Origin of the sequence: Agrobacterium larrymoorei, assembly GCF_037722385.1 — a bacterium.
Taxonomy (GTDB): Bacteria; Pseudomonadota; Alphaproteobacteria; order Rhizobiales; family Rhizobiaceae; genus Agrobacterium; species Agrobacterium larrymoorei_C.
Map to the genome: position 1 here is coordinate 91,233 of NZ_JBBKAQ010000019.1, position 17,360 is coordinate 108,592.

Annotated in this window: 17 protein-coding genes; 6 read left to right on the forward strand and 11 right to left on the reverse strand. The window is 57.5% G+C overall.

Going from position 1 to position 17,360, the window contains the following annotated elements; translation table 11 throughout:
• Positions 1–36: 36 nt before the first annotated feature.
• Positions 37–432 (reverse strand): rhodanese-like domain-containing protein, encoded by a 396-nt coding sequence (locus WKI41_RS18425; RefSeq protein ID WP_340194924.1) that lies wholly within the window; start codon positions 430–432, stop codon positions 37–39.
• An 89-nt stretch (positions 433–521) separates the two neighbouring features.
• Between WKI41_RS18425 and ftrA the strand changes: the two genes are divergently transcribed.
• Positions 522–1,550: a transcriptional regulator FtrA gene (gene ftrA, locus WKI41_RS18430; protein WP_340194925.1), complete on the forward strand. Its 1,029-nt coding sequence runs from the start codon at positions 522–524 to the stop codon at positions 1,548–1,550.
• Positions 1,551–1,607: 57 nt separating this feature from the next.
• Here the strand turns inward: ftrA and WKI41_RS18435 are convergent, their stop codons facing one another.
• The 3 genes from WKI41_RS18435 to WKI41_RS18445 form a co-directional block, all read right to left on the reverse strand.
• On the reverse strand, positions 1,608–2,108 hold the full coding sequence (locus WKI41_RS18435) for a GNAT family N-acetyltransferase (protein WP_340194926.1): 501 nt from the start codon (positions 2,106–2,108) through the stop codon (positions 1,608–1,610).
• 96 nt (positions 2,109–2,204) lie between these two features.
• Positions 2,205–2,876 carry a PAQR family membrane homeostasis protein TrhA gene (gene trhA / locus WKI41_RS18440; protein ID WP_340194927.1) on the reverse strand — a complete coding sequence of 224 codons (672 nt, stop codon included), beginning with the start codon at positions 2,874–2,876 and terminating at the stop codon, positions 2,205–2,207.
• A 116-nt stretch (positions 2,877–2,992) separates the two neighbouring features.
• Positions 2,993–3,403, reverse strand: coding sequence for a universal stress protein (locus WKI41_RS18445; protein WP_340194928.1), 411 nt, complete (start codon positions 3,401–3,403; stop codon positions 2,993–2,995).
• A gap of 218 nt (positions 3,404–3,621) precedes the next feature.
• Between WKI41_RS18445 and WKI41_RS18450 the strand changes: the two genes are divergently transcribed.
• Together WKI41_RS18450 and WKI41_RS18455 are read left to right on the forward strand one after the other, a co-directional pair.
• Positions 3,622–4,482, forward strand: a complete 861-nt coding sequence (locus WKI41_RS18450) for a VOC family protein (protein ID WP_340194929.1) — start codon at positions 3,622–3,624, stop codon at positions 4,480–4,482.
• A 106-nt stretch (positions 4,483–4,588) separates the two neighbouring features.
• Entirely contained in the window at positions 4,589–5,758 is a 1,170-nt protein-coding gene (locus tag WKI41_RS18455; RefSeq protein ID WP_340194930.1) for an AI-2E family transporter, read from the forward strand.
• Positions 5,759–5,767: 9 nt separating this feature from the next.
• On the opposite strand, the gene WKI41_RS18460 is transcribed toward WKI41_RS18455, so the two are convergent.
• The 4 genes from WKI41_RS18460 to WKI41_RS18475 form a co-directional block, all read right to left on the reverse strand.
• Positions 5,768–6,505 carry a polysaccharide deacetylase family protein gene (locus WKI41_RS18460; RefSeq protein WP_340194931.1) on the reverse strand — a complete coding sequence of 246 codons (738 nt, stop codon included), beginning with the start codon at positions 6,503–6,505 and terminating at the stop codon, positions 5,768–5,770.
• A 57-nt stretch (positions 6,506–6,562) separates the two neighbouring features.
• On the reverse strand, positions 6,563–7,483 hold the full coding sequence (locus WKI41_RS18465) for a dihydrodipicolinate synthase family protein (protein WP_340194932.1): 921 nt from the start codon (positions 7,481–7,483) through the stop codon (positions 6,563–6,565).
• A 119-nt stretch (positions 7,484–7,602) separates the two neighbouring features.
• Positions 7,603–9,063, reverse strand: a complete 1,461-nt coding sequence (locus tag WKI41_RS18470; protein WP_340195025.1) for a protein adenylyltransferase SelO — start codon at positions 9,061–9,063, stop codon at positions 7,603–7,605.
• An 85-nt stretch (positions 9,064–9,148) separates the two neighbouring features.
• On the reverse strand, positions 9,149–11,596 hold the full coding sequence (locus WKI41_RS18475) for an EAL domain-containing protein (RefSeq protein WP_340194933.1): 2,448 nt from the start codon (positions 11,594–11,596) through the stop codon (positions 9,149–9,151).
• Positions 11,597–11,828: 232 nt separating this feature from the next.
• On the opposite strand from WKI41_RS18475, the gene WKI41_RS18480 reads away from it, so the two are divergent.
• From WKI41_RS18480 to WKI41_RS18490, 3 genes are all read left to right on the forward strand, one after another.
• Positions 11,829–13,544: a GH32 C-terminal domain-containing protein gene (locus WKI41_RS18480; RefSeq protein WP_340194934.1), complete on the forward strand. Its 1,716-nt coding sequence runs from the start codon at positions 11,829–11,831 to the stop codon at positions 13,542–13,544.
• 64 nt (positions 13,545–13,608) lie between these two features.
• Positions 13,609–13,779 (forward strand): hypothetical protein, encoded by a 171-nt coding sequence (locus tag WKI41_RS18485; RefSeq protein WP_340194935.1) that lies wholly within the window; start codon positions 13,609–13,611, stop codon positions 13,777–13,779.
• Positions 13,780–13,811: 32 nt separating this feature from the next.
• On the forward strand, positions 13,812–14,060 hold the full coding sequence (locus WKI41_RS18490; RefSeq protein WP_340194936.1) for a hypothetical protein: 249 nt from the start codon (positions 13,812–13,814) through the stop codon (positions 14,058–14,060).
• Between the two features lie 41 nt (positions 14,061–14,101).
• Here the strand turns inward: WKI41_RS18490 and WKI41_RS18495 are convergent, their stop codons facing one another.
• Genes WKI41_RS18495 through WKI41_RS18505 form a run of 3 tightly spaced genes read right to left on the reverse strand, consistent with a single transcriptional unit; the run spans position 14,102 to position 17,249 of the window.
• Positions 14,102–14,302, reverse strand: coding sequence for a heavy-metal-associated domain-containing protein (locus WKI41_RS18495; RefSeq protein WP_340194937.1), 201 nt, complete (start codon positions 14,300–14,302; stop codon positions 14,102–14,104).
• Positions 14,299–14,724, reverse strand: coding sequence for a Cu(I)-responsive transcriptional regulator (cueR, locus tag WKI41_RS18500; protein WP_340194938.1), 426 nt, complete (start codon positions 14,722–14,724; stop codon positions 14,299–14,301). Before cueR ends, WKI41_RS18495 begins: the two co-directional genes overlap by 4 nt.
• Positions 14,721–17,249 carry a heavy metal translocating P-type ATPase gene (locus WKI41_RS18505; RefSeq protein ID WP_340194939.1) on the reverse strand — a complete coding sequence of 843 codons (2,529 nt, stop codon included), beginning with the start codon at positions 17,247–17,249 and terminating at the stop codon, positions 14,721–14,723. Before WKI41_RS18505 ends, cueR begins: the two co-directional genes overlap by 4 nt.
• Positions 17,250–17,360: the final 111 nt, after the last annotated feature.

The following is a 17,360-nucleotide window of genomic DNA, read 5'->3' on the forward strand; positions in this document are numbered from 1 at the left end:
AGAAGTAAGGGCTGCCGTCAATGCAGCCCTCTTGTTTCAGTTGGTCGCGAAGGCAAAGCCTTCATCCGCCCAGCCGGTCATGCCGCCGATCATGATCTTCACCTTTCGTCCCAGTCGAGCAAGGTTCAAAGCCGCCCTATCCGCGCCGTTACAATGCGGACCGGCACAGTAGACAACGAAGAGCGTATCCTTCGGCCACGCCTGCATGCGCTCTTCCGTCATATCGGCATGGCGAAGATGGATGGCGCCCGGCACGTGGCGCTTTGCGAACACCTCCGGCGCGCCGACGACATGCAAAAGCACGAAGTCCTGCTTCCCCTTCTCCATTGATGAAAACACATCCCAACAATCGGTCTCAACCGAAAGGCGCTTGGAGAAATGGTCGATAACGATCTCAGCCGGGGCCGCAGGTATTTCAGTGATGTAGCTCAAGGTTTGTCTCCTTCTGATCAAGTGCGCCGAATTTAGATCAGGATTTTCCGCCTTGGCAGATGGCGGGATTGCCATATATCGTAAAGATCATGACAAACCATTCGCAGCATATCAGTAGCCCTAACCGTCTTGTCGTGGCGCTTGCCTATGACGGGCTCTGCACATTCGAATTCGGCGTTGCCGTGGAAGTCTTTGGTCTTGCTCGCCCCGAGATGGGAGAGGAATGGTATCGCTTTTCGGTGGCGGCCGTGGATGAGGGCGAGATGCGCGCGGCTGGTGGCGTCCGCTTCGTAGCCGATGGAGGCCTGGAGCTTATCGAACAGGCTGGGACCATCATCGTGCCTGGGTGGCGCGGACGAGATGCGCCCGTACCGGATGCACTATGTGTGGCTTTACGGAGGGCGCATGCGAATGGCGCGAGGCTGCTTTCCATCTGTTCCGGTGCCTTTGTTCTGGCGGCAAGCGGGTTGCTCGACGGTAAACGCGCGACCACCCATTGGCGCTACACCGAAGCTTTGAAGGAGCGTTATCCGGCCATCACCGTTTTGCCGGATGTGCTTTATGTCGATGAAGGCAGTGTGCTGACGTCTGCCGGAAGTGCTGCGGGCATCGATCTCTGCCTGCATCTGGTCCGCCGCGATTACGATACCAGAGCGGCCAATATGGTGGCACGCCGGCTCGTGGTGCCGCCACATCGCGACGGTGGACAGGCACAATTTATCGACAAGGCCGTGCCGGAGCCGCATGAAAAGGCAAGGCTCGGGCCGCTACTCGACGCCATGCAATCCAATCTCATCAAGACGTACACGGTCGCGCAACTGGCGGATATGGCAGGCATGAGTGCGCGGACGCTGTTGCGGCGTTTTGAGGCAGCCACGGGCACCACGCCGGCAAAGTGGCTGTTGCTGCAGCGGCTTTCAAAGGCTAAGGACTTGCTGGAAGCATCGGCGCTCACGGTCGAAGAAATCGCTGAGGGCTGCGGGCTTGGGTCCGCCGCCAATCTGCGCCATCACTTCCGCCAGCAGTTTTCTACCACGCCTGCCGCCTATCGCGGCAGTTTCAGTTCTACAGCATCGGCACGAAAATCGGACTCGATTTTCGGAAAGCACGATGCGTAGGTTCAAAAAATAAAGCGTCCTTTGTGCGTCCAATAAGACGCGCGGCGCTTTAGCCGCTTATGACGGAACTCTAAGTTCCATCGTGGTCAGGTCCAGCCACCTGCCGAACTTCTTGCCGACCTCCGAATATTGGCCTGCGATGCGGAAGCCAAGCTTCTCATGAAGACGAATTGAAGCGACGTTTTCCGACTCGATCGCCCCGATCAGCACATGCACACCCGCGGCTTTAGCATGTTCGATCAACGACAACATCAGCAACCTGCCAATGCCGTGTCCGCGCGCATCCTTGTGCACATAGACCGAATGTTCGCGCGTGTGGCGATAACCGTCAAAGGCGCGCCAGTCCCCGAACGATGCGTAGCCCACGACTGCGCCGTCCTTGATCGCGACGATGACCGGAAAGCCGCGCTCCTTGCGCAGCTTGAACCAGTCTTTGCGGTTATCGAGGTCCACCAGAATTTCGTTCCAGATGGCGGTCGTGTTCTCGACGGCATCATTGTAAATTTCCATGATGCCGGTCAGGTCTTCGACTGTGGCGTCGCGCAGGTGAATGCTCATTCTCGATTTCCGCTTCGTATCAGTGTCTGCCCCGACCATAGGGATCAAGGCAGAGAGTGTGAAGCGATTTTCAGAGGATCGAGAAATAGATTCGGATCAGGAACCGATTGCTGGCGGGAGGCTAAAGCTCGTCATCACGGCGGTGTAGTGGACGGCTGCCGCAACCACGACGAAGCCGTGCCAGATGGCATTCTGGAACCGCAGCCGCTCCCATACGTGGAAGATCACACCCATCGAATAGATCATGCCGCCGATGACGATCAACCACATGGTGATCGGCGCAAGATGGTTCGACAGAGGCCCTGCGACCATAACGCCGCTCCAGCCCATACCGAGATAAAGCAGGATCGCCAGCCGGTCATACCGACCTGGATAAAAGCATTTAAGGAAAATGCCTGCAAGAGCCGCTATCCAGATCCCGGCAAGCGTCAGCGCAATCAGAGGATCCTCGATGCCACGCTGAAGAAAGGGCGTGTAAGTAGCCGCGATCAAGATGAAAATCGCCGAATGGTCGAGCCGGCGCAGCAGCCATTTTGCCCGTGAATGCGGCCAGATATTATAAGTGAAGGAAATGGATAGGCAGAGAATAAGGCCGAGGGCATAAATCCAAGCAGCCGCAATGGCGCTGAGGCTACCCCACAGGGTGACATAAAAGATGAGCGCGGTCGCTCCTACGAGAGCAAAGGCAATGCCGACGCCATGGACGATGCCATCGGCCACAATTTCATGAAGGTCGTACCGGCGGCCAAAGGGCCAAAGCTCACTCATTTCGTATTCCCGTCTGTCGTCCGCTCATAATGACGCCAATATGAGACGGGAACAAGACGACGGAGACGGTCAGACTTCACTTTCCATTCCCGTCTGTCGCAAAACCGGAGACGGGTTTACCGATCCACCAGCACCGAGCACCGGGCATGGCGCACAACGCGATCTGCGGTGGAGCCGATGAAGTAGTTGGTGAAATCCGGCGTATGCGACGAGATGATGATGAGATCCACGCCGATCTCTTCCGCGAACGCCAGAATTTCCCGCGCTGGAGCACCGCTTCGAATTTCCGTGGAAAAGATATGAGGAGACGCCTCTTTCAAGATAGCGAGCTGGTTCTTGGCGTCTTTCACCGCGTTTTCGATGATATCCATCGGCACATCGATGGCCAGATAACCGGGCAGATCTTCAACCACGTTCATCAACATGATCTGCCCGCCTTGATCGAGAAGCGCCTCTGCCTTTTTTACCGCACGTTCCGCCTTGTCGGCGTTGCTGAGATCCACCGGTACCAGAATTTTTCTGTACATCGCTTGCTCCCTTCCTTTGAAAAAATTCTAAGGCTTCCTGCCAATGATTATAGTCCTCCTCCGAGAGGCGCGCCATAACGGACGTCAATTCGCAAGCTTGACCGTCAACGATTATTAGACAGTTTATCGCCGAATGGTGAGCTTCTCCGAACGACCGACCATCTCCATATTGACGTCAACAGGTTCGCCAACGAACGGACAAAATGGAGACAATTCCAATGACCACCGAAAAGCAGTTTGCGTTCACACGTCCTGGCTATGTGGGACAGGCGCATCTGGTAGCGAAAGATCTTAGCCAGGTCTCACGCTTTTATCAGCATATCATCGGCCTCTCGGTCATCGAGAAGAGCGCCAGCGGAGAGGTTCTGGGCGTCAACGGTCTGCCGCTTCTAACGCTGACCACATCCAGCGAAGCAGAAAAGGCACCACCCACGGCGGCGGGCCTCTTCCACACCGCCTTTCTGCTACCGAGCCGTACGGCCCTGGCGGACTGGCTTGCCCATGTGGCGAACAACAATTTCAGGCTTGAAGGCGCCTCCGATCATCTCGTCAGCGAGGCGATCTATCTGTCCGATCCGGAAGGAAACGGCATCGAGATCTATCGAGACCGACAGCCGGATGAGTGGAATTACCAGCCGGATGGAATGGTGGAAATGGCGACGAAGAGGCTCGATCTCCAGGCCCTCTATGACAGCGCCAGCCAAACCCCGTTCAGGAAAGCCGCAGACGGCACCGCGATTGGCCACATCCATCTACAGGTCGGCGCATTGCCGCAGGCGGATGCCTTCTATCAGGATGTTCTTGGCCTGAAGATCATGGCGCGCTACCCAGGCGCCAGCTTCTTTGGCTACGGCGCTTATCACCACCATGTTGCAGCCAACATCTGGAACAGCAGAGGTGCTGAAGCGCGCAAAGAGAATATGACAGGACTGTCAGGCTACTCATTGAAATTTAACGAGAAAGTGACCTTCGAAAAGGCGCTTTCCGCGCTAGAGCGCTTGGAAATTCCGACCGAGCGTCAGAGTGATGGGATTGCCGTCAAAGATCCATGGGGTATCGGGTTGAAGCTGTCAGCCTAACGTCTTGAAAAGGAGGCTCATCGCGCCTCCTTTTTCTTATTTTAGCGCTTCTGGAACTGCGATCCGCACGGTGAGTTATAGGTCACTATGAGGGGTCGGGAAAAAGATGAACAACCACGTTTTCAGCCGGAAAAAAAAGAAGAAAGCCGAAGTGCTTCCTGTCGAACAGACGCGTGATCCTGTCATTAAAAGCGCACTTGCCACGGCACAGGACGATGCACGAAGCCAGCAGCCGCTTGGACGCGAAGCGCTCGACGTCGCGGTCGCGTGGTCGGTGGTCGGTCTCTTTGTCATCGTTTTCATGAGCGTCATCCACGCGCTGTCTCTCGTCCTCATCCCCATCGTCATGGCGATCGTTGTGGGCATGATCCTTGGTGTCGCTGCGGAAAAGCTTGGTTCTTACGGCATTCCGGGTTTTGCTGTCGCGCTTATTCTGTCCTCAGCCGTGGCGCTCGTGCTTTTTCTCGTCATCAACTCCCTGGTGGAGCCTTTGTCGGCGCTTGCGAATGAAGGTCCGGCGTTGCTGGAACGGACGCTTGACCGCTTCCTGCCCTATCTGCAGGGATGGCGATGGATCAACATTTCCTCGGCAACGTTCAGCCTAGGCAATATCTCGATGGAATCGCTGATCTCGCGCAGCGGCGAGATCATATCGGTGGTGGGTGCCAACCTCACGCCGGCCATCGTTCAGGGCCTTATGTTCTTCGCTGCACTGCTGCTCTTTCTCTACAGCCGCCTGCGACTACGCAAAGCGGTCATCATGGCCTTCCCGCAACGTCATCAGCGCCTAAGAACTATCCGCACCATCGCATCTATCGAAACCGTTCTCGGTTCCTACTTCGCGACCGCCTCGCTGCTCTATGCAGCACTTGGCGTTTCCATGGTTATCATCGCATTTCTCGGCGGGCTCGCCATGCCGTTTCTCTGGGGGCTGTTTGCTTTCATTTCCAGCTTTGTGCCGTTCATCGGCATTACTGCGATGACGCTGGCGCTGGCGATTGCGGGTATCATTACGCACGACAATTTGTTTCTCGCGCTCCTTCCCTCAATCGTCTTCTTCACCATCCACCTCTTGATGGAAAATCTGGTTTTTCCGGCGGTCGTCGGCAAGAACATGGAGATCAACCCGTTCCTGGTCTTCGTTGCGATCATCTTCTGGACGTGGATGTGGGGGGCTGCGGGTGCGATGCTGGCCCTGCCGCTGTCGCTGATCGGAATGACGATTGCGCGCGAACTCTTCCCGTCGCGCAGGGTCGTACCAAATCTTCCGGCCTAACGTATTTGGTTAGTTGGATGGCGGATTGAAGGCCGGATCATCCAACCGCACGAAGGTCACGCCGCGTGCTTTTAATGCCAGAAGACCTTTGACGACGCCCTCGCCTGCCTCATGCGTTGGCTGGTTGATGTGGGAGATCACCACATCGCCATCTTTCGCCGCTGCAATATGCTTTGCCGTCATCGCACTTCCGAGCAGCGATCCGCCGTCGCCATTGATGGAGTAACCGGCGACACGCTCGCCAAGTTGATTGATCGTCGTCATCGACGTGTTGGTGTATTTCGCCGTAGCGCCGCGAAACCATTGCGGCTGCCTGCCAGTTGCCGCGAGGATCGCCTGTCTGCCGCCCTCGACCTCTTGAACGACGCCTTGTTCAGAACCGGCCGCTGCAATGCCATAGATCGACACCGGCTTATCGACCGCCGGAATGTGATTCTCGCCGTGGTTCTCCAGTTCGAAGAGATCGGGATGAGCCATCAGGATCGCCAGTGCGTCGCTGTTGTGCTTCAGCCAACGCGCCGTAACGAAAATGGTGGCAGGGATCCTCTCCTGCACCAACGTGTTGAGAATGCGAAAGTCGGTTTTGCCCATGCAGGCATCCAGCGTGATGGCGACACGGACCGGCTCTCCTTTCACACGCACCTTGGACACAGGCATCTTGAGGCTTGGCTCAAGAAGGCCCGTTCCGGCAAAGGCGGGCACGGCAAAGCTCGCAACAAGAGCGGCAAGAACAAACGGCTTCAACATCTCAAATAGGCTCTCGATCAAATACTACTCGGCAATGCGGCTTCCAAAACGCCGGAATTATGGCGTGGCTGCTGGCAGCGCGTCCAACTCTGCGAGTTTCGCCAGTGCTTCCTCTACGCGTTGCGTATCGCTGACGCCGAGCGGCATGATCGGTAGCGGTGGCTGGCGGTGGGTGAGTGACAGGAGATTTGCGGCTGTATAGATCACGCGGTAGCTGCCGAATGTTTTGAAGAGCGCCCAGAGCGGTTCGAAGAACGTCTGCAAACGCTGCACCTCTGACTTGTCACCGGCCTTAGCCGCCGTGAATAGACGCTGCGCCGGAACCGGCAGAAGCCCGGCAATCACGCTGTACCAGCTATCCGCCCCTTGAAGCAGTGCGTCGGCGCAGCCCCAGTCGCCGCTGTATCCTATGGCAAAACCTTCGCCGAGGCGCGGGCGTAGCCGCTCAAGTTCCGCCTTGAACTGCATGTCCAAAGGCAGCGGCATCTTCACCGAAAGGATATGCGGAATATAGGCGAGCCGAACCAGTAGCTCTTCCCCGAAGGTGAAATGGGTGGTGGACGGGTTGTTGTAGATGCAAACTGGCAGCGCGGTGGAACCGGCGACTGCAGCAAAATGATGATAGGCCTCTTCCTGCGTCAATGGCGTATAGGAAACGGGTGCCAGCAAAAGCGCATCCGCGCCCGCCTTTTCCGCATCCTGAGCCAGAGCGAAAGCGTCATCCGTGCGGAGCGCCCCTGCCCCGACGATCAGGGTCCGCTTTCCCTTCAGGCATTCGACCGCCGCTTGGACGGCACGTAAGCGCTCTTCTCGGCTGAGGTAGACATAGCTGCCGGTGCTGCCCAAAAGCCCGATGGAATCGACGCCCGCCGCATCCAGCCTTTCGATCAGGCGAGACAACGCTTCCACATCGACGCGGCCGTGCTCATCCGCTGGCGTCAGCGGAAATGCCGAAAGGCCGTGAAACCTGCTGCTCATAAGACGTCACCCCGAAATCTCTCTCAGACAAGGATTACGGGGCAAATGATGGAACGACAATAACGATATGAAATCATTGAGATATGGTTGCAGATAAGCAACTACTATCTCGTGCAGGCCTAGGTTCCACAGAAGGTTCTGAATACTCTCTCATGGCCCATAGGCGCCTGCATGTAGATCGAGAATTCCGGCAGTTCCTCGAAAGGACGGGCGGTTGCCTTCAGCATCTCGTGGAACGGCTCGAAATCATTGTCCTCGACGGCGGCGGCAATGACTTCCTCGATCCGATGATTGCGGGGGATGACGGCCGGATTGACCGCGCGCATGGCGTCTGCGCGTTGCTTGGCCGAACGACCTTCCTGCGCAGCGCGCGTGTTCCAGCGCGCAAGCCACTCATCCGCGGCGGCGAGGTCGATGAACATGCCACGGAACGACTCGGTGTCGCCGCTTGCCGCGTCGCAGAGCCTACGGAAGGTCAGGGTGTAATCCACTTCCGACCGCTGCATCAGTGCCAGAAGGTCCTGCACCAATTGCTCGTCGCCCTCTGCTTCGCTCTGAAGGCCGAGTTTGGCGCGCATGCCGGTAATCCAGCGTTTCGGAAACGCCTTGGCAAAATTCGCCAGCACGCCATTGGCCAGATCGACGGCCTTGTCCTGATCCTCATCCAGAAGCGGGATGAGGCATTCGGCAAGCCTTGCAATATTCCACTGGGCAATGCCTGGTTGGTTGTTATAGGCATAACGGCCCTGCGCATCGATCGAAGAAAACACCTTGTTCGGGTGGTATTCATCCATGAAGGCACAAGGGCCAAAATCGATGGTTTCGCCGGACACAGCCACATTGTCGGTGTTCATCACCCCATGGATGAAGCCCACCATCAGCCAGCGGCAGATCAGATCGCATTGCCTCTCGGCGATGACCTGCAGCATGGCGAGGTAAGGCTTTTCGGCTTGGCGGACTTCTGGATAATGCCGGTCGATGACATAATCGGACAGCGCCTTCAGAGCCTCCGTATCTTCCCGCGCCGCGAAGAACTGGAACGTGCCGACGCGGATGTGGCTGGCTGCGACGCGGGTGAACACTCCGCCCGGCAAGCCGGTTTCGCGCTGCACACGCTCACCGGTCGTTACCGCCGCAAGGGCGCGGGTCGCGGGAATGCCAAGCGCAAACATCGCCTCCGAAACGATATACTCGCGTAGGACCGGCCCGAGTGCAGCACGTCCGTCGCCCCTTCGGGAGAAGCGGGTTGGGCCAGAGCCTTTCAACTGGATGTCGCGCCGCTTGCCGTGACGGTCAATGATCTCCCCCAAAAGGATGGCACGGCCATCGCCGAGTTGAGGCACGAAATTGCCGAACTGGTGTCCGGCATAAGCCATTGCCAAAGGTTCGGCGCCCTTGGGGACTGCATTGCCTGAGAAGATCGCAGCCAGCCGGTCGTCGTCCGTGCCTTCCACATCGAGCCCAAGCTCTTCCGCCAATGGACGGTTGAAGGCGATGAGCTGAGGCGCTTTGACAGGCGTGGGAAGAACGGCAGCGCTGAAGCGCTCCGGCAGGCGGGCGTAGGAATTATCGAAACGGATCACAGGCTTGCTCCCTTTTATCCCTATATCGGGTCTGGAGCCAGACTTTGCCAGTGTTGAAGATGATACCAAGACGTAAGAACGATCAGCCAGCGGCCGATTGGTTGTCCGTGTTGCGTCGCAATTCCGGCATAGCGCAAAGCAATTCGTCGATCTTGGCCGCAGCCAATGGCGGCGCAAGCAGGAAACCTTGAATTTCCTCACACCGATCCGCTGTCAGGATCAGCAACTGCTCATTGGTTTCGACACCTTCCGCCGTCACCTTCAGGCCAAGCGCGCGACCCAGGTTCAAAATAGCCTGGACGATGGAGCGAGCGCTTCCGGTTGCGTCGAGATCGGTTATGAAGCTCCGGTCGATCTTGATCACATCGAAGGGGAAGTGGCGCAAATAGCTCAGCGACGAATAGCCGGTGCCGAAATCGTCCATAGCAAGTTGCACGCCGAGCTTCTTTAACTCTCCCAGCACGACCATGGCGCGGTCCGAATCTTCCAGCAGCACACCTTCGGTGATTTCCAGCTCCAGCAATTCCGGTGGAAGACCCGTCTGCTCCAGAACCTGACGCACCTTGCTGACCAGCGATGGATCGCGAAATTGCACCGGGGAAACGTTGACGGATACGCCGATGCCATCCCACGAGACGGCAGTCCGGCAGGCCGTTTCAAGAATCCATTCTCCGAGCGGAATTATGAAGCCGTTGCGCTCTGCAAGCGTGATGAAATTGCCGGGCGCGATGCGACCAAGTTCCGTGTGATTCCAGCGTACCAGCGCCTCGACGCTCCTTACCGTGCGAGATCGCGTGTCGAAACGTGGCTGATATTCAAGGAAAAAGGCTTGAGCCGGTAGACCGCTGCGCATGTCTTCGGCAAGTTTCTGCTGAGACACCAGCCTGTCGTTCATCCTGACGGAATAGAAGCTGAATTGTCCCCCGCCGTTCTTCTTCGACTTGTAGAGTGCGGCATCGGCTGCACGCAGCAGATCGTCCGTCGTCTTTCCATCGGTCGGCGCAAGAGCGATGCCGATCGATAGTCCGACGGCAATCGGCAAGCCTTCCCAAACGAAGGGCATACTCACAATCTCGATCAATTTCTTGCAATAGGCGTCGATCTCGCGTGTTGGCAGGCCTGGGCAAGCGATGACGAATTCGTCCCCGCCGATGCGCGCCACCATGTGGTCGGGATCAATACTGCGCCGGACGCGATCGGCCACCTCGCCCAGCGCAAGATCGCCCACATGATGACCGAAGATTTCGTTGATGGGCTTGAAGCGGTCGAGATCGAGATAGAGAAGGACGAGATTGGGGTCGCGGCTGGCGAGGCAGCGATCGAGAAAAGCCGACAGTTTGAGACGGTTCGGCAACGAGGTCGCAGGATCGTGCTGCGCCTGTCGGCGCGCGTCCTCGAAAGCTTCGGCCATCGCCACGTTGGAGCTGACGTCGGTTGCGTATTTGACGATTTTGACCGGCTCGCCGTTCAAGTCGAGCGTCGGGTTATAGGATGCCTGCAACCAGATTTCCCGACCATCGCGGCCCAAGCGCCGGAAGAGACCGGATTGATATTCGCCGACGCGCAGTCTTCGCCAGAAAGCTTCATACTCCGCCCCTTCGGCTTCAGAACGCTCCATGAGCATGGAATGATGTCTGTTCAGGACTTCCGATTGCGTATAGCCAAAGATCGAAAGAAAACGCGGGTTAGCCTCCGCGATCGTGCCGTCCAGATTAAAGACGGCTACAGCCTGAGACTTGTTGATGGCCTCGATACGACCGCGAAAATCCACCTGCGCCAGCTTGTCCTGGGTAATGTCGACGGCATATTTGACGATCTTGAACGGCTTACCGCTCGTATCAAAAATCGGATTGTAACTGGCTTGAAGCCAGACTTCGCGCCCGCCTTTGCCAATGCGGCGATACTCGCCGGAGCGATACTCACCGCGCCCCAGAGCCTTCCAGAACTGAATATAGGTGTCGCTGTAACGATCTCGCTCATCCACCAGCAGCGCGTGGTGCCGACCTATCATCTCGACCCAACTGTAGCCGGTTGCGGCAAGAAAATGCTCGTTGACGTCGAGGATTTGACCTTCGAGTGAGAAATGGACGACGGCATGCGCGCGACTGATGGCGGCGACCTGCCCGCGCTCGTCAGCCTCTCGCGCCAAGCGCTCCGTGACATCGTCAACGACCCGCAGCACCTCGAAGACCCGACCCGCCTCATCCCGCAAAGGCAGATAGCGAGACTGGAACCACAGTTCTCTTCCGCCTTTGTCAAACCATGAAACCGTTTGCCGCTGTGGCTCGCTCTTTTCCAGTCTTGCCCAAAAGCGCGGGCTGAGAACGTTCTGCGCGATCAGCGAAACGAGAAACTCATCTTCCATCCCGACCAACTCGTCCAATGTGCACCCGGTCAGGTGAAGAAAGCGCTCATTGGCAGAAACAAGCTTGCCCTCCGGCGTGTAGCGTACGACAGCATACGAGTCGTTGAAGGCTTTCAATTCTGCACTGATAGATGCGGAAGATGCTGAACTGGGCGTAGAAGACATGAGCAAACCGTTTTGATCTTGGCTGACCATAACAGGGAGGCTCTAAGTAATTGTGAACTGAAACCATCGTGACGGACAGCGATATCGTCATGCCTGTGTGACATGCATCCGTCTCTGCCGAGGAGGCGGGTGCTGCAACATGGAGAAGCTGGGGCAGGGTTTTTGCCGGTGAACTTTAACCTGCCATTTTCATTCCTATTCTGAGCTTGGTTTGCAAAGAAAGGATAGTGGAATGAACGACATCGCTGCGCCGGCAGAGAGCGAAAGCGCCATCCGTACCATTCACACCGATCTTCCCGTCAACGCCACTTTCCATGTCTGGCTGAAGGCGAAGAAGTCGGATGTTTCAGGAGCAGTGTCGTTTTCGAACGCCAATGGCAAGTTCGGCGAAGTCTCCACGTCCAATCTGGAAGAATACAGTTTTCGCATCTACCACGTGTTTGGCGGCGGGCGCGTTGACATCACCTACGACACGATGACGACGGCTGTCTCGGTCATCTACTGGTTCATCGCATCCGACGTGCTGGAGACCGGGATTACTGTCGTCCACACCAAGCCCGACAATGCCCCGCCGGATTTGCCCGACAGCTATCACTTCCGCCCCCCCTTCGGCTGGATGAACGACCCGAACGGATTTGGTCGTTTCGAGGGTCATCCGCACCTCTTCTATCAGCACTACTCGCACGGGCTTCGTTGGAACACGATGCATTGGGGCCATGCGATATCGTCGGACTATCTGCGCTGGCGTCATTTGCCGATCTTCCTTTTCCCGTCGGAAGATTTGACGACGCGCCCGGACAAGCGTGGCGGAGCCTATTCCGGCTCCACGATCCCGCTGGTTGAAGGAACGGGCATCCGCGTGTTTTTTACCGAACAGGTGCAGGACCGGGTACCCGAACAGCAAATTCAGCTGACTGCCACCTCCTCTGATCTGATCATGGCGGGGCAAGCGCAAGTCGTGCTTGGCAATCGTCCAGATGGGCAAGGTCTGACGCCGGACTTTCGCGATCCCTATGTGGTGCGCGGCCCCGATGGGCTTTGGAAGATGCTGCTTGGCAGCCAAAGCGACAGCGGCGGTGTCATCCTGCTTTACGAAACGCAGGACCCGACAGCCGCTTCCGGCTGGACCTATGTTGGCAAGCTTTGGGTGGAAACCCGTTACAAGACAACCGCAATCGAGTGCCCCTGCCTGCTTCCGCTCGATGGACCGGCCAATGCCCGCTCTACTCGCTGGGTGCTGACTTATGGTCTGATGCATTCGGAAGATCCGGTTACCGGCCGAAAGAACCTCACCATGGCGGATGTAGGCTGGTTCGATGGCAAGAATTTCGTCAAGGAATTTGGCCAGGAGCTTGATTTTGGCACCGACAACTATGCGTTTCAGGCATTCCTCGATGGCGACACGATCGTTGGCATAGGCTGGCTGGCGAACTGGGCGGATGCAACGCCTGAGATTGATTTCCCGACGTCGATGACATTGCCACGGCGGCTGCATTTTTCCAACGGCGCGCTGCTGACCCCGCCGATCGGCGCAGCAGAGAGCCTACGCCACCGCATTCTGGACCGTACGCGGCTGGCGGCTGGCGACCGTGTCGATCTCTCGACCGGCGCTGTCGAATTGCTATTCGAACTCAGCAAGCCAGGCATGCCCTTTGAACTCGAACTTGACCATCCGGATGTGCGGCTCGGCGTGGTCTGTGACGAAACGGGCCTCTGGATCCGTCACGAGGACGGCAAGGACGGTCCCTCACCGCGCTATCTGTCCGAAGGCGCGCGCCCCTATCGCCTACGCATCTTTGTCGACTATGGCTCGATCGAGGTATTTGCCGATCGGGGACGTTATGTCGGCACAAAGCGCATCGCCAGCTTCAAACCCGTGCGTGCGGCCCATCTGAAAGCTCTCGGAGGCACCGTCTCACATGCGACAATCTGGAGCCTGAAACAGTAAAGTAGGAACCTTTGCGCCCCTGACGCCTTTCCCAAATGAGTGAGTTTGAAGAAAGGGCGATCAGATGACACAGATCAGAGAAACCGATCCGGTACATTTCCCCACGCAGCCGAATGAAAACAAAGGCGAGAAGCGCAAAGCGGGCAAGGGCATCGTGATGGCAATCGCCGGCATCGGCATCTTGGCCTTCGTCATCTACATGGCGGCAATCCTGATCGCTTCTACACAGTCTTAAATCAAAACGGCACACACCGAGGAGGATATCCAATGGACCCGCGCGAACCGCTTCTGGAAAGTGAAGATGCACTGGATCAGGCCGTTACAGGCCTCGATGTAGAGGAGCTTCCGGCCAAGGGAGAAATCCCGCAGGAGCTGGAACACGAAATTGAGGAAGATGAACTCGAGACGGAAGACGACCCTTATCAGGAAAGCGATGAGGCCCTTCCCGACGACGCGGAAGAGCGGGTTATCGACCGCAATCCATCACGCGAAGGCGGCGCTTTCGACGAGGTTTAAGGCGGCCTCATAGAGGCGCAGTTGCTTACTGAGCAAGCCGATTATTCGGCTCGCTCTGGCGTATATCCAACCTCCTTGATCGCGGCAATCGCCCTATCGGCATCGCCATTGACGACAACCTTGTGCGACGGCAGGTCGATCCTAACCTCAGCACCCGGTAGCGCCTCGTTGAGGGCGTTGCGGACGGTCTCTTCACAGTGGCCGCAGGTCATGTCCTGCACGATGAATGTAGTCTCAGTCATGGCTTTTCCTTTCTTGCAACAGGCATTGATGGCTCGATTCCAGCGAGATCGTCGAGGATCGGGCAGTCCGGCCGGTGGTCGCCGCCGCAGCAGTGGGCAAGGTGCGACAGCGTTTTTACCATTCCTCTCATGTCCTTAATCTTGCGCTCCAGGTCGGCGATGTGAGTGAGCGCGATCTCCTTGACAGCAGCACTTTCCCGCGCTTTGTCCTGCCAGAGTTTCAGCAGCGCTTCGGTTTCCTCCAGCGAAAAGCCAAGCGTGCGGGCACGCTTGATGAAGCGTAGATTATGAACCTCTTGATCGCCATAAAGCCGGTAATTGTTATCGGCACGCGTTGCGGGTGAGATCAGGCCGATCTGTTCATAATAGCGGATCATCTTCGCAGATACTCCGGACGCCTGAGAGGCTTCGCCAATATTCATGACGTCTCCTTTGCGCCGGTTACGCGAGTGGCCTTGAGACGAAGTGCGTTACCCACGACGAAAACCGAGGAAAGTGCCATCGCGCCTGCGCCGATCATTGGTGAGAGTGTGATGCCGAAAGCGGGGTAAAGTGCGCCCGCGGCCAGCGGAATCAGCGCGACATTGTAGCCGAAGGCCCAGAAGAGATTCTGACGAATGTTGCGCATTGTCGCGCGGCTCATTTCGATTGCATTGACAGCGCCCATGAGATCGCCGCCGACCAGTACTACGTCGGCGCTCTCGATGGCGACATCGGTGCCAGTCCCGATGGCGATGCCAATATCGGCTTCGGCTAGCGCGGGCGCATCATTGATGCCGTCACCGATGAAGGCGAGGATCTTTCCGCCCTGGCGCAGGTCATGGATTGCATGCACCTTGCCTTCCGGCAGCACGCCAGCAATGACCTTGTCGATGCCGACTTCATCGGCGACCGCACGCGCCGTCGCCTCATTGTCACCAGTCACCATCACCACGTTGACGCCCATGCCTCGAAGTGTCTTGATTGCCTCGACGCTTGACGGCTTCAACGGATCGGCGACAGCGATAATGGCCGCAAGCGTGCCATCGATAGCGGCATAGATCGGCGTTTTTCCCTGACTACCAAGGCGCTTGGATGCCCCGGCGAACTGTGCAACGGAAAGGCCAAGCTTTTCCATATAGCGATCCGCGCCGACATCTACCGTACGGCCATCGACCACCGCCCTTATACCGTAGCCGGTGATACTTTTGAATCTCTGGACATTGATGGGTTCGAGTTCTGCGGTGGTTACCAGTTCTTCCCGTCCTGCACGGACGATGGCCTCCGCAATCGGATGCTCCGAGCGCGCTTCGACGGCAGCGACCAGACGCAGCACGTCGTTCTCTTCAAAGCCATCTGCCACGATGAGGTCGGTCAGTTCCGGCCGACCTTTGGTAACCGTGCCCGTTTTATCGACCACGACGATCTCCGCACTGCGCAATTGCTGCAGCGCTTCGCCCTTGCGGAAGAGTGCGCCGAGTTCGGCCGCGCGCCCGGTGCCGACCATGATCGAGGTTGGCGTTGCAAGCCCCATGGCGCAGGGGCAAGCGATAATGAGGACAGCCACGGCGTTGATGAGTGCAAATGTATAAGCGGGATCGGGACCGAAAACCGCCCAGATGACAAAGGTTAGCAGCGCGATCCCGATCACAACGGGAACGAACAGCGCAGTGACCCTGTCCACGATCAACTGAATGGGAAGCTTCGAGCCTTGCGCCTGCTCCACCAGCCTGATGATCTGCGACAGCATCATATCCGCACCGACCTTCGTCGCCCGATACTTAAACGCACCGGTCTTGTTGATCGTGCCTCCCACGACGCCCGCGCCCACTCCTTTTTCGACCGGAACAGGCTCACCGGAGATCATCGATTCATCCACATAGGAATGACCATCGATCACCTCGCCATCGACCGCTAGCCGTTCGCCAGGCCGAATGACGACAAGGTCTCCCGCCCTCACCTCTTCCAACGCGACATCTACAACCTGACCATCACGCTCCACACGAGCGGTCTTCGCCTGAAGGCTCGCGAGTTTGCGGATTGCATCACCGGTCAGGCCGCTGGCGTGGGCTTCGAGCAGCCGGCCAATGAGGATCAGCGTGACGATGACGGTGGCTGCTTCGTAATAGACGTGCCGTGCATTTTCCGGCAGCACGCCCGGCGCGAAGGTCGTGACCAGGGAATAGAGATAGGCCGCGCTGACACCGAGCGCCACGAGCGAATTCATCTCCGGCGCCCCATGGAAAAGGGCGGGGAAGCCACTCTTCAGGAAGCGCCGTCCCGGTCCAAAAATCACCGCCGTCGCCAACAGGAAATAGACGTAGTAAAGGTTCTGGGTATCGATCACGCCCATCAACCAGTGGTGCATCGGCGCATAGATATGCCCACCCATCTCCAACACGAAGAGCGGCGCGGTCAGCACGGCCGCAACGATCACATCGCGCTTTAACGTCGCTTCGTCATCCATATGGTGGCTGTGATCATGAGCGCCATGCTGATGATGAGCAGAGTGGTCATGCTGCATGGCCTTTGCCGCGGCAGGTGGGAAACCAGCGCCTTTCGCCGTTTCGATGACCATCTCGCGCTGGCGCAAGCCGCCCATGCCTTCGACGAAGACCTTGCCGTCAGCCTCGACCTTTGCATGGACGACCGTCGCGATGGCCTCCAGCACGCCCTTCAACCGTGAGGCGTCCGCCTCACCTTTCACGCCATCGACGGAAAACTCGGTTCGCGTCGGCTCGATCTCATAGCCGATTTTCTTGACCGCCGCCGCCAGAGTCTTGGCAGAAAAGCCTTCTGCAGGCTCCACCGTCAGCTTCTTCGTGGCAAAGTTGACGGAGCTGGAGACAACACCCGGAACCTTCGCCGCCGCCATCTCCACGCGACGAACGCAGGACGCACAGGTCATGCCTTCGACGGGAATCGACAACGGCTCCTGCAATTGTTCGGGTCTGACCATCTCGTTCATCGCTCTCCCCTTTCGAGGTCTGTCACTGTCATGATTATGACGGGCGGAATTTCAAAATAGTTCCGACGTGAAACAATACCAATGTAGGGCTTCCCATCATGGGAAGGTCAA

Coding starts and splice junctions, on each gene's coding strand:
- WKI41_RS18465 (WP_340194932.1), bottom strand. CDS start 7,483: ATGAGCAGCAGGTTTCACGGCCTTTCGGCATTTCCGCTGACGCCAGCG.
- WKI41_RS18495 (WP_340194937.1), bottom strand. CDS start 14,302: ATGACTGAGACTACATTCATCGTGCAGGACATGACCTGCGGCCACTGT.
- WKI41_RS18450 (WP_340194929.1), top strand. CDS start 3,622: ATGACCACCGAAAAGCAGTTTGCGTTCACACGTCCTGGCTATGTGGGA.
- WKI41_RS18490 (WP_340194936.1), top strand. CDS start 13,812: ATGGACCCGCGCGAACCGCTTCTGGAAAGTGAAGATGCACTGGATCAG.
- WKI41_RS18485 (WP_340194935.1), top strand. CDS start 13,609: ATGACACAGATCAGAGAAACCGATCCGGTACATTTCCCCACGCAGCCG.
- WKI41_RS18460 (WP_340194931.1), bottom strand. CDS start 6,505: ATGTTGAAGCCGTTTGTTCTTGCCGCTCTTGTTGCGAGCTTTGCCGTG.
- WKI41_RS18475 (WP_340194933.1), bottom strand. CDS start 11,596: ATGTCTTCTACGCCCAGTTCAGCATCTTCCGCATCTATCAGTGCAGAA.
- WKI41_RS18505 (WP_340194939.1), bottom strand. CDS start 17,249: ATGAACGAGATGGTCAGACCCGAACAATTGCAGGAGCCGTTGTCGATT.
- WKI41_RS18455 (WP_340194930.1), top strand. CDS start 4,589: ATGAACAACCACGTTTTCAGCCGGAAAAAAAAGAAGAAAGCCGAAGTG.
- ftrA (WP_340194925.1), top strand. CDS start 522: ATGACAAACCATTCGCAGCATATCAGTAGCCCTAACCGTCTTGTCGTG.
- WKI41_RS18435 (WP_340194926.1), bottom strand. CDS start 2,108: ATGAGCATTCACCTGCGCGACGCCACAGTCGAAGACCTGACCGGCATC.
- cueR (WP_340194938.1), bottom strand. CDS start 14,724: ATGAATATTGGCGAAGCCTCTCAGGCGTCCGGAGTATCTGCGAAGATG.
- WKI41_RS18445 (WP_340194928.1), bottom strand. CDS start 3,403: ATGTACAGAAAAATTCTGGTACCGGTGGATCTCAGCAACGCCGACAAG.
- trhA (WP_340194927.1), bottom strand. CDS start 2,876: ATGAGTGAGCTTTGGCCCTTTGGCCGCCGGTACGACCTTCATGAAATT.
- WKI41_RS18480 (WP_340194934.1), top strand. CDS start 11,829: ATGAACGACATCGCTGCGCCGGCAGAGAGCGAAAGCGCCATCCGTACC.